9 protein-coding genes, 1 pseudogene and 2 riboswitches are annotated in these 12,334 nt (G+C 30.1%); of the genes and pseudogenes, 7 read left to right on the top strand and 3 right to left on the bottom strand.

Going from position 1 to position 12,334, the window contains the following annotated elements:
- From C4B25_RS04725 to adhP, 5 genes and pseudogenes are all read left to right on the top strand, one after another.
- Positions 1–192: pseudogene (locus tag C4B25_RS04725) on the top strand (aquaporin); the annotation flags it as partial.
- Between the two features lie 265 nt (positions 193–457).
- The gene (locus tag C4B25_RS03010) at positions 458–1,513 is read left to right on the top strand and encodes a low temperature requirement protein A (RefSeq protein WP_131613575.1); all 1,056 of its coding nucleotides are present in this window, start codon (positions 458–460) and stop codon (positions 1,511–1,513) included.
- 313 nt (positions 1,514–1,826) lie between these two features.
- On the top strand, positions 1,827–4,295 hold the full coding sequence (locus C4B25_RS03005) for a valine--tRNA ligase (protein WP_335904860.1): 2,469 nt from the start codon (positions 1,827–1,829) through the stop codon (positions 4,293–4,295).
- An 83-nt stretch (positions 4,296–4,378) separates the two neighbouring features.
- On the top strand, positions 4,379–4,804 hold the full coding sequence (locus tag C4B25_RS03000; RefSeq protein WP_131613574.1) for a PPC domain-containing DNA-binding protein: 426 nt from the start codon (positions 4,379–4,381) through the stop codon (positions 4,802–4,804).
- Between the two features lie 119 nt (positions 4,805–4,923).
- Complete coding sequence (gene adhP / locus C4B25_RS02995; protein WP_335904859.1) at positions 4,924–5,958, top strand: alcohol dehydrogenase AdhP; 1,035 nt, start codon at positions 4,924–4,926, stop codon at positions 5,956–5,958.
- 42 nt (positions 5,959–6,000) lie between these two features.
- Here adhP and C4B25_RS02990 read toward each other — a convergent pair whose 3' ends face one another.
- Both C4B25_RS02990 and C4B25_RS02985 read right to left on the bottom strand, forming a co-directional pair.
- A complete protein-coding gene (locus C4B25_RS02990) occupies positions 6,001–7,239 on the bottom strand; it encodes a hypothetical protein (protein WP_131613573.1) in 1,239 nt (412 codons plus the stop codon).
- The gene (locus tag C4B25_RS02985) at positions 7,226–8,281 is read right to left on the bottom strand and encodes a Mur ligase family protein (RefSeq protein ID WP_131613572.1); all 1,056 of its coding nucleotides are present in this window, start codon (positions 8,279–8,281) and stop codon (positions 7,226–7,228) included. The genes C4B25_RS02990 and C4B25_RS02985 overlap by 14 nt, the downstream gene beginning before the upstream one ends.
- 25 nt (positions 8,282–8,306) lie before the next feature.
- A riboswitch (THF riboswitch) is annotated at positions 8,307–8,403 on the bottom strand.
- Between the two features lie 158 nt (positions 8,404–8,561).
- Positions 8,562–8,658: riboswitch (purine riboswitch) on the top strand.
- An 8-nt stretch (positions 8,659–8,666) separates the two neighbouring features.
- Here C4B25_RS02985 and C4B25_RS02980 point away from each other — a divergent pair.
- On the top strand, positions 8,667–9,950 hold the full coding sequence (locus C4B25_RS02980; RefSeq protein WP_131613571.1) for an adenylosuccinate synthase: 1,284 nt from the start codon (positions 8,667–8,669) through the stop codon (positions 9,948–9,950).
- 18 nt (positions 9,951–9,968) lie between these two features.
- Positions 9,969–11,258: an adenylosuccinate lyase gene (gene purB / locus C4B25_RS02975; RefSeq protein ID WP_131613570.1), complete on the top strand. Its 1,290-nt coding sequence runs from the start codon at positions 9,969–9,971 to the stop codon at positions 11,256–11,258.
- A 10-nt stretch (positions 11,259–11,268) separates the two neighbouring features.
- On the opposite strand, the gene C4B25_RS02970 is transcribed toward purB, so the two are convergent.
- On the bottom strand, positions 11,269–12,081 hold the full coding sequence (locus C4B25_RS02970; protein ID WP_131613569.1) for an aldose epimerase family protein: 813 nt from the start codon (positions 12,079–12,081) through the stop codon (positions 11,269–11,271).
- Positions 12,082–12,334 lie beyond the last annotated feature (253 nt).

The raw sequence follows: 12,334 nt of genomic DNA, 5'->3' as shown, positions 1-12,334 counted from the left end.
CTTGGTGGTACAGCTGCTATTAACCCAGCTAGAGGTATTGCTCAACAAGTTCCAGGATTATTCTTCGGTCATGAAGTTGGACATTCTGCAAGTTATGCTGATATTGTATCTGCAACATTAGCGATGCAAGCTGGAACATTTATGGCTCCATTCTTCTACGTTCTAGCAAGGTGTATTAACAGAATATGTTAACCCAATCGTAGTTAAAATTATTCACTTTAAAAATTACAGATCATCAAACATGAAAGTAAATTCTAAAGATGAAATTACAAAAAAAACTAAGAAATAGTCTTAGTTTTTTTATTTGCATTTTGATTGTTTTAGAGAGGTTTTATATATAAATGCATCAACTTCATTAGAAATATTTTTTGACTTTATAGTTGTTGCAACTGTTTCAATGATATTTAATGGGTTTATACTTAATTCTCATTCTGCACCCTCATACCAAAAGGTATTTATGGTTTTCAATACGGGTTTAATAACAACATATTGATATTCATACTCTTTCTTTAGACAAAGATTTGAAAAGAATAATATATTCTTCAGGATATTAACAATGGTCAAAGTTATTGCTTTGGGTATAATTGCCACTGGGTTGGATTTAATGATATTTAGATTGAATGTTGTCGCTGATAAAGATCCTGAGTGAATTGCGAAAGTTTCCATGATTATTTGAGTTTCAGGTTTTGCTTTTTCAAGAATGATTTCATCATTTGAATATGCATTATCATTAATTGCAAATAGAAAAGATGAAACATTAATTAAATTATTGGTTGGTAAAATGATTTCTAGAATCATTATTGTTATTTTAAATATAGCTCATTTGATTTTATTGATAAGAGGATATTCTATTCCAACATTGACTTACGTATTCTTACCTTTATATTTAGTGATTGAATTCATGGGTAATATTGCATTTGTAACTGATGCAAACTTAAAGAAAGCTCCTAAGATTTCTATAAAATATGCATCACAAAGATACAAGAAATTAACTTATCTATATATTGGTTCGTTATTTATTTCAGGAACAATCCAATTCGCTTATTATTTACATAATTCAAGTGATTTATATATGATTTATAGATTGGTGTTTATTTACTTTACAGGATTCTTATTATGATGATTTTATTCTGAATATTCTCATAAATTAATAATCAAAACAAAAGCAAGACACTTAATTAAACTTGCGTTTCTAAATATATTCATTCAAGGATCTTTGGCTGTATTTGGTGGAGCAATAATAAACACACACAATAGTGTTAATGCTCATTATATTATGATTGCTGCACCAACTGCATTAGCAATATTCTTGATAGGTATTCATCTATATCTTTCTTCATTGAAAAGAGATGATACTGTAACTATATTAAACTTCAAAAAACAAGCATTATTTGCATGTGTTTCTAATGTGGTTATTTTGATTGCATATGCAATAACAAGTCATTTTGTAAAAATGCCTATATGAACGGTATATAACAGCATTACCTTACATATTAACCAGAAAATATTGTAATGAATTAGAAGAATGTAAACCAAAAGAAAAATAATCTAAGGGTTATTTTTTTAATCTTTAAATATAGAAAACAAATAATCTAATACAGGATTTTTATATATAATATATATAACAAAATTTCAATGAAGAGAAGGTAGATAAGTAAACACTTTCATAGAGAGCCAGGATGGTGGGAGCTGGCAAAGTAAAGACTTAACGAGTTATCTTGGAGAAAATAAGTTAAACGCTATAAGTTTTAAGAGTCTATACAAGGGTGGTACGTTAGCCCCTTGTTATAGGCTTTTTTTATTTTATGTGAAAAAAGGAGATAAAAATGATGGAAACAAAATATAACCATAAAAAAGTTGAAGAAGGTAAGAATCAAGAATGAATTGATAAAGAAATTTTTTCAAAACACGACAAATCAAAGGAACCTTTCACAATCATTCTTCCACCACCAAATGTCACAGGTAAATTACACCTTGGACACGCGTGAGATGTTTCGTTGCAAGATGCAATTATTAGATACAAGAAATTAAAAGGGTTTGATACTTTGTGATTACCAGGTATGGATCATGCTGGTATTGCTACTCAAGCGAAAGTTGAAGTTAGATTACAACAACAAGGCATTTCAAAACACGAATTAGGTAGAGATAAATTCTTAGAAAAAGTTTGAGAATGAAAAGATGAGTATGCATCAACAATTAGAGAACAATGAGGTACGCTTGGAATTGCTTTAGATTACAAAAAAGAAAGATTTACACTTGATAAAGGTGCAAATGACGCCGTAAATAAAGTGTTTATTGAAATGTATAATAAAGGACTTATTTATAGAGGGAAAAGAGCTATAAACTGAGATCCTGAATTACAAACAGCACTTTCAAATATGGAAGTTATCGGAAAAGAAACAGAATCATCAATGTGATATTTCAAGTACCAAATAAAAGATTCTGAAGAATTCCTTAATGTTGCAACTACAAGACCTGAAACAATGCCTTCTGATGTAGCTGTTGCTGTTCATCCTGAAGATGAAAGATTCAAACACTTAGTTGGTAAAACAGCAATATCTCCATTGACTGGTAATGAATTACCAATCATCACTGATGAATATATTGAAATCGATAAAGGTACAGGAGCTATGAAAGTATCTGCACACGCTGCGATCGATATCGATATCATCAAAGCAAATAAATTAGAAATTAAAGAATCTATTTTAAAAGATGGAACAATGAATGAATTAGCTGGTGAATTCCAAGGTATTGATAGAATGGAAGCCAGAATAAAAATAGTTGAAAAATTAACAAGTGAAGATAAAGTTATTAAAACTGAAACTGTTATGAATAATGTAGGTTATTCTGAGAGAACTGGCGTTGCTGTTGAAACATTGGTTTCTGATCAATGATTTGTTAAAATGGCTCCACTAGCTAAAGATTTAATGAAAGATTTACAAGGTGAAGATGGGGTTAACTTTGTCCCTGAAAGATTCAGAAATACATTAGAGCGTTGAATGGAGAATGTTTATGATTGAACAATCTCTCGTCAACTATGATGAGGACATAGAATACCTGCATGATATAAAGATGGAGAAACAAAAGTTCAAGTTGAAACACCTGGTGAAGGATGAGTACAAGATGAAGATGTTTTAGATACATGATTCTCTTCTGGTATTGCACCATTCTCATTCCTAGGTTGACCAAATTCAATGGAAGATGTTAAGAGATATTATCCAACTAATGTATTAGTTACTGGTTATGATATTATATTCTTCTGAGTTGCTCGTATGTATTTCCAAGGTCTTGAGTTTATGGGTGAAAAACCATTCAAAGATGTATTAATTCATGGGTTAATTAGAGATGAGCAAGGTCGTAAGATGTCTAAGTCGCTTGGTAATGGTATTGATCCAATGGAAACAATTGAAAAATATGGTGCAGATGCATTACGTTGATTCCTATTAACAAATTCCGCCCCAGGTAATGATATTAATTATTCACCTCAGAAATTAGAAGCGGCTTGAAATTTAAATAATAAACTATGAAACATTTCAAGATATATCCTTGAAGTTATGGAACATTCAACAGATGAAATCACAGATGCTGATAAATGAATTCTTGATAAACTTTCTGTATTGGAAAAACAAGTATCTATCCGTATGGATAAATATGAATTCACTATTGTTGGTAAAGATATTTATAATTTCATCCAAAATGATTTCTCATCATGGTATATTGAAATGACAAAAGCGCAACCAAATAAAAAAGTTGCTGAAGATGTATTAAGAAAAACATTAATTATAATTGCTCCACTTCTACCATTTATTTCAGAAGAAATTTGATCTAAGTTTAATGAAGGAACAATATTTGAACAAGAATGACCAACAATCGAAACAGAAAAAGCTGATTACATTGATGATGTTATTGAAGTTGTTAAATCAATTAGAGAGTTTAGAGTGATACACAATTTACCAAATTCACAAGAGGTAAATTACTCAACAACTAAAGATATAAATGAAAAAACAAAATTATTTATTTCTAAATTAGCTAATGCTTCATATGAATTAAATGATGATGCTTTATTCAATCTAAAAGACTTTGATATTAATATTAAAATGACAGATGAAATGAAAGAAGCTGAAAAACAACGTATTGCTCAAGAAATAAAACGTCTACAAGGAGAAATTAAACGTTCTGAAGGAATGCTTGGTAATGAAAGATTCGTTAATAATGCTTCACCAGAAAAAGTTCAAATTGAAAAAGACAAGTATGAGAAATATAAAAAAGAGTTAGAAACTCTAATGAATTTATAAAAAGATAGATTTCTATCTTTTTTTAATACAAAAGTTAGTTAAACATAACTATATCTTCAAAAACAAGTGTTTATAATATTTATATGAAATATTTAAAAAATAACACACTACACACCTTGAAACTTGAAAAAGGTGATGTAGTATTTGAGGAGATTACAAATTATGCAACATTGCACGGAATTAAATTCGCCAAAGTTCAAATGTTCGGTGCAGTTTCAGATGTTACAATCGGTTTCTTATTAGAAACAGGGGAATACAAATGAAAAAAACTTGAAAAGAAAAGTTTAGAATTGCTTCCTTGCATGGGCTCGCTAGCATGGGATGGAGAAAAATTAGAACTACATATGCATGGTTCTTTCACGGACGAAGATTTTAAAGTGTATGGAGGACACATTAAGGAGATGAAAATTTTTGGAGTGGGAGAGGTATACATAACAGAATTATCTAAAAATAAAGTTTCTAAAAAATTAGATCCAGTCACAAATTTAAAATTATGAGATTTAGAATAATGCGGTGCATTATTTTTTTAAACATCATTTAGATAGATATATGGGAGTATAATTAAAGAGCACAAAGAATGTGTGTGAATATTGTAATGATATGTTTTGCATATCTAAAAGGAGACAAAATGAATGGTAAAATGAAAGCTTTCGTTGTAGAATCACCAGGAAACTGAAGTGTGAAAGAAGTTGACATCCCTAAACCTAAATCAAAAGAGGTTTTAATTAAGATGGAAACATCAGGGGTATGTCATACGGATTTACATGCTGCTAGATATGATTGACCAGTGGAACCAAAATTTCCATTAATACCAGGTCACGAAGGAATCGGTATTGTTACTGAACTTGGTGAAGGGTGTTCAAGATTAAAAGTTGGGGATAGAGTTGCTCTTGCATGATTACATGATACATGTGGAGATTGTGAATTCTGTCTTACAGGTAGAGAAACGTTATGTACAAAACAAAACATGACAGCTTATACAAAAGATGGTTCGTTTGCTGAATATGCAATTGGACATGAAGATTATGTTGGTATAGTTCCAGAAAAATTAGATATTGTTGCTGGAGCTCCCGTGGTATGTGCCGGTGTGACAACATATAAAGCTGTGAAACGTTCAAATGCCAGACCAGGTGATTGAATTGCTGTAGTTGGTGTTGGTGGTCTAGGTCAACTAGCAATCCAATACGCTACTGCAATGGGTATGAAAGTAATAGGGGTAGATATTGATGATAAAAAATCAGAATTAGCTCTTAAATCAGGTGCTAAGTTAGCAGTTAACGGTAAAAAAGTTAATCCAGTTGAATATGTTAAAGAAGTAACTAACGGTGGTGTTCAAGCTGTTGTTAATACTTCTGTTGCACCAATTGCATTCGAACAGGGATTTGAAATGTTAAAACCAGGAGGACGTGAAGTGTTGGTTGGACTTCCTGCTTCTGATAAAATTTCAATTTCAATCTTTTGAACAGTTCTACAAGGGAAAGAAATTGTTGGTTCTATTGTTGGGACAAGACAAGATCTTAAAGAAGCTCTTGCATATGCTGCAGAAGGTGCTGTTAAGTCAGAAATTACTAAAGTTATTCCGCTTGAAGGAGTTGATGAAATATTCGAACAACTACAAGAGGGAACATTTGTCGGTAGAGCGGTTATTGATTTTAGAAAATAATCCAATTAAAAAAAGAACATCCTTATTTAGGGTGTCCTTTTTTTAATATTTATTTTTATCGAATTTCTTAACGGACATTTCACATACTTTATAAGCAGGTACTAATATCGCTGTATAAATCGGAGCGATTATTGGTGTTTTTAATATCCTAGGTATTAAAGCTGTTTTGTAGAAAGCATTATAAGAATAATAACCAGGAGTTGCTTTATGCCTACCAAATCTTTGTAGATAGTGTATATAAGCAATCGGACCTCATATTCATATTCATATAACAATAATTAAGAACACTAAAGTACCTATTGATAATATTTGCTTTATATCATTGTTCTTGGTTATTTTAAAGGTGGTAAATAATGCTATTTGTATAACTATAAAGACGCCAGACATGCTATAAATTGCATAATCAATTGCTTGATCCATTTGTCTTCGGAAAACAAAGTGGTGATTTACAGAAACTGTTGCAACGATTGCCAAAGCAGTGAATACATTCAACATAATCATCGTCACTCATCATAATCAACCATCAGTTTTAAATAAATGCTTAAATGAACAAGTCATTAATACAATTCCAATTGGTATTATTGCATATTCCCACATCCAACGTCCGAATCCAACTCCAATTAAAAGAGTAAAATTATCCGCGATGATAGCTATAAATGAACCTTTGATGGGTCCGAAAATTAGTCCGTACAGCATCATGAATACAAAAGTAACACCAACTCTCATTAAACCACTGAAATTAATAGTTATAAATTTAAAAGAAATCATATGCATACCTAGTAATAAACCGGCAAGTGCAATCTCATAAATTGTCAATTTTAAATGTTTATCTTTAAAATTGGTGAAAGTGTTAATCAAACTAAATTCTTGATTTTTGTAATATTTTTGTACTAATGTCATTCATACAACCAACAAAATATTAAGTGTGAATAAATTTAAAATCATTACAATTCAAAGATTATCCACTTTATGTTTATTGGTTTCTGAAAAATGTAACTTTTTAAGTTTGGATAAATAAATGACACCACCAAAATAAAACGTAAGCACCGCTCCAAAAAGTAATGTTATACCGATGTAACAAAAAGCTAGTTCTGTTTTTGTGGGTATATGTTTATTGCTATCAATAACAGAAACTTTAAGGAGTGTTGTTGTTATTATTGCAAAGAGCAACAAAAACAATTGAACAAAACTTAATTCTTTAAAATTCTTAGTTTTTTTATTGTAGAGATTATCTTCATTGAGGAATTCATCTACTAAAACCTTGTTATTAGTTTTTATCATTTTTTAATATGTCTCCTATTGAATAAAAACTACCAATATATAATGTATTTTTTGTTTGATTTTCATAGAAATCCTTTAAATCCTTAACTTCTCCCGCATCAAGATCTTTAGCAGAAATAAAAGAATCATCGATTTGATAGACAAATATTTCTTTATTTTTAAAAAGATATTTTATTGTTTGTCATTCTTTTCTTTTTGAGATAGTTATAACAACTTGTTCAAAAGTTATTCCCTTATCAACCAAGTGTTCTAATGTAGCTTGGATTCCAACTTTGTTGTGAGCTACATCAATAATAGCTGTAGTGTTATTGATTTTTTGGAGTGTTGCCCTACCTTTTAAATCACTAAAATTCGGTTCAATATTAAATTCTTTCCTTAAGATTGCCGTTGCAAGTTTTTGATTTCTTATTTTGTAGTTAACACCTTCATTATTAACGATTATATGTTTGGCGTTTTTTTCTATTGTTTTTTGAGATATTCTTTCGTTCATTTTCTTTAGATCTGTACCAGAGTAGAAATTCATATTTTTATTTATAATCCCTATTTTATCTTCTAATACATCTTCTAATGTTTCTCCGAATAACTCCATATGGTCTCTACCTACTGAAGTAATAACACCAATCACACCATCAAATATATTACTTGGGTCGTGTGATCCACCTATGCCTGCTTCTAATATTATGTAATCACATTTTTGATCCTCGAAATATTGTAAGGCTGCGATAAACATAATTGAGAAGAAGTGCATGTTGCTATATTCCATATTTTCAATGTAATCTTCTAATGTTTTTGTATCAATGTTCTTATTATTAATTTTAATTCTTTCGTTAGCTGCAAAAATATGCGGTGATGTAAAAGTACCCACTTTAAATTCTTTTTGTAAATTTTCTGTTAAATAATGTGAAACAGAACCTTTACCATTTGTACCAACAACGTTAATTATTTTATAAGAAAACTTAAAACCTATCTTATCCAAGTAAGATTTTATGGTTTCATTTGTTGTATGCATTCTATTCGAAAATATTGATGTTATTAATTTCATGATTGTAGTAGGCCACTACAAAACCATTAGTGGATGAAGTGTCTCATCGCCTACAATATTGTAGTTCGCTCAAAGGCTATACTCCCGTCCTTTGATACTTAACGCTAAACACCGGCTCTAATAGTGGCGTCTTCATTATACTACTTGCTATTTTTTTAAATACAATTGTTATGGATTTTTATCTTTTAAAAGCAAACATAAATATAAAATTAATAAAAAAATAAATGTTATTTTAAAATAAACTAATATTTCCATTTGCAAGAACTTTTTAAAGGATATAAGTATATAATACTTTGGTGGATATTTATACTCATAATATGGTTGAGTGTTTCTACAAGGCACCCTAAATGCCGCTAATATCAATATCCCGTTTTAAGGAGAAGAAATGTATAAAACAAAAGTAGTAATCGGAGCTCAATGAGGTGACGAGGGAAAAGGTAAGGTTTCAGATTACCTTGCACAAAAAGCAGATCTAGTTGTTAGATACCAAGGTGGTAATAATGCTGGTCATACAATTGAATTTGGTGGAGAAAAATATGCTTTAAAACATATTCCATCTGGAGTTTTCAACCCAAAAACAAAAAACATAATGGCACAAGGAATGGTTATTAATCCAAAAATGTTATTAGATGAAATAGAAGCATTAAAAGTAAAGGGTATAACTGATTTCCAATTATTAATTTCGGATAGAGCTCACGTTATACTTCCATATCACTTGGATTTAGATGGTGCTTTTGAAGAATTAAAAGGTCCTGGTAAGAAAATTGGTACAACTAAAAAAGGGATCGGTCCTTGTTATGAAGATAAATATGCAAGAATCGGAATTAGATTCGGAGATTTCATTAATGAAGAAGTTTTCTTAGAAAAATTAGAAGATGCTTTATTAATCAAGAATAAAGTGTTAAAAGCATTTGATTTAAAGACATACACAGCAAAAGAAATATTCGATGAATATAAAGAATATGCTGCAATTTTAAAGGAAAGAGTTGTGGAAACTGGTTCATTATTAGCAAAAGAGATAGAAGCAGGTAAAGATGTAGTGTTCGAAGGTGCTCAAGGAGTTATGCTATGTATTGATAATGGGACTTACCCATTTGTCACATCATCATCACCAACAGCATCAGCAATTCCTTTATATGCAGGACTTTCAGCAAAACATATAACACAAACAATTGGTATTGTTAAAGCTTACACAACACGTGTTGGTACTGGAGCACTACCTACTGAAATAGCGGAAGAAGAAATTAATTCTGATATTCGTGAAAGAGGTAGAGAATACGGTACTGTTACTGGTAGAGCAAGGAGAGTTGGTTGATTAGATGCAGTTGTTCTAAAACATTCAGCAAGAGTTTCAGGGTTAACAGAATTAACTGTTACGTTACTTGATGTCTTAGACAATAGAGAAACTATTAAAATTGGTTATTCATATGAACTTGATGGGAAAGAAATCGATTATATCCCAGGTTCAAACAAAGAATATGAAAGAGTTCAAGTTAAATATTTAGAAATGCCTGGATGACAAGAAGATACAACAAGCGTTAAAACATTTGATGAACTACCAGAAAATGCAAAAGCATATATTAAGAAAATTGAAGAATTAACAAATGTTCCTGTGACAATTTTCTCAGTTGGTCCTGACAGAGAACAAACAATAGAAATTAATAAATAACACTTTTAAGGAGAAAAAATGATTTCAAGATATAGTACAGATGAAATGAATAAAATTTGAAGTGAAGAAAATTTCTATGATTCATGACTAAAAGTAGAATTATTTACCGCTAAAGCTTTTTCAGTTTTAAAAAATGAAATTCCTAATGAAGATATAGAAAAACTTTTCGCTAATGCAAAGTTTGATTTAAAGAGAATCAAAGAAATAGAAGCTATCACAAGGCATGATGTAATTGCTTTCACAAGATCTGTTTCAGAATCATTGGGTGAAGAAAGAAAATGAGTTCATTATGGACTTACTTCTACCGACGTTGTTGATACAGCATTTGGCTACAGAATAAAACAAGCTAATGAAATAATTAAAAAGGATTTAAATAATTTTTCTGAAACATTAAAAAAATTAGCGTTAGAAAATAAGTATTCTTATCAAATTGGTAGGACTCATGGTATTCATGGTGAAGTAACAACTTTCGGATATAAATTAGCACTTTGATTTGATGAGATGCAAAGAAATATTGAAAGATTTAATAAAGCTTCAGAAATAATTGAGATTGGTAAGATTTCGGGAGCGGTTGGTAATTATGCGAATATTGATCCAGATATACAAGATTATGTGTGTGAACAATTAGGTATTAATTCCTCTAAAATTTCTACACAAACACTTCAAAGAGATCGTCATGCTGAATATATTTTTACTATTGCATTGATTGGTTCAACGCTAGATAAAATAGCTGTTGAATTAAGGCATTTACAAAGAACGGAAGTGGGAGAAGTTGAAGAAGGTTTTGCTAAAGGTCAAAAAGGTTCTTCAGCAATGCCACACAAGAAAAACCCTATTTCTGCTGAAAACATTTCAGGACTTTCAAGGTTATTACGTGGATTTACAATACCTGCAATGGAGAATATACCTTTATGACATGAAAGAGATATTTCTCATTCATCAAATGAAAGAGTTATGTTCCCTGATGCAACAACATTGATTTCTTATATGTTGAGAAGACTTAATAGAGTTTTAAACAACTTAAAAGTTAACAAAGAAAGAATGAAAGAAAATATTGGACTTACTCATGGGGCAATATTCTCACAAAGAGTAATGCTTACAATCATTTCTGAAAATGGTTTAACTCGTGAAGAAACTTATGATAAAGTTCAACCGATAGCAATTGATTGCTACTCTAATAAAAAAGACTTTAGAGAAGAATTGTTAAAAGTTGGAGTAATTACAGAAGAACAAGCAAACACAATCTTTAACTTTGAACATTATTCAAGAAATATTGATAAAGTTTTTGAAAGACTTGGAATAAAATAAAAAAAAGCGATTATTTCGCTTTTTTATTTTCTTTAAATGAAAGTTCAAATGTTGCTGATCAAATCATTCCTCTTTTTAATTCTATGATTTTATCCTTCTTGGTAATATCAGCAGGAGCATCATATCAAGAATCATTTGTTCCATATCATGGTTCGATACATATAAAATTATCATCTTTTGGTTTTCAAACTTGTACATGAGGTGAATCAAATTTGAAATTCAAAGTTAGGTTATCAGTGACTAAGTTTAATTCCTTATCTTTAATATCTTTAGCAATTAATGTGTCATAATCTTTCCCAAAACCTAAGGCTTTTAAAGGAAGTTTTTCGATTAAGATTTGTTTATCTTCAATCATACCCTCTAAATTAATTAAGTTAGTTTCTGGAATGTTAGTTATATAAGAAGTATCTTGAATTTTGAATGCTGGGTGAATTCCAAATTGGAAGAAAGCATCTTCTTTACTTAAATTAGCTAGCTCATAATTAATGTATAAAGTATCTCCTTCTAGACCTATTCTTTGTGTTATATCCATCATAAAAGGGAATTTTTCTGTATCTAATAAAGTTGCTACGGATAACATTTCTCCGTTTTCAAAGAAAGTTTCTCATTCTAAATCTTTTCAAAAACCATGTTTTGGCATGTCATATTTTTTGCCATTAAATTCAAAACCTTTTGAAAATCCTAATGATGGGAAAATAATAGGGAAACGTTTTTGTCATCCTCCATCAGCTTGATATAATGTTTCTATACCTTTAAATTTTATTGATTTTACTTCTGCGTTGCTATTCAGTTCTATTTCTATGTTTTTATTATTTAATTTCATATATTAATATTGCTCATTTTCAAAGTTTTTTGTTATACTATAAGAGCAACATGTGTTGCAAAAAGTAGATTACTTCTCACCTGATGGTTATACCATGGGTCTTGCTACACAATTATGTAGTTTGTGAGAAGTGGTTAGAACCACTTTTTTAAATTTTACAATAGAAGGAGCTTATTATCGCTAGAATTCATAATAGAAAAAAACCTAAAGCAGAGCATTTAGTAAATAGAGACATACCCTTTCCTAAGGTATT

Source organism: Mycoplasma todarodis, from assembly GCF_004335995.1.
Lineage (GTDB): Bacteria > Bacillota_I > Bacilli_A > Mycoplasmatales > Metamycoplasmataceae > Mycoplasma_K > Mycoplasma_K todarodis.
Note: the sequence above shows the minus strand (reverse complement) of the source record. Positions and strands in the feature narration are given on the sequence as shown.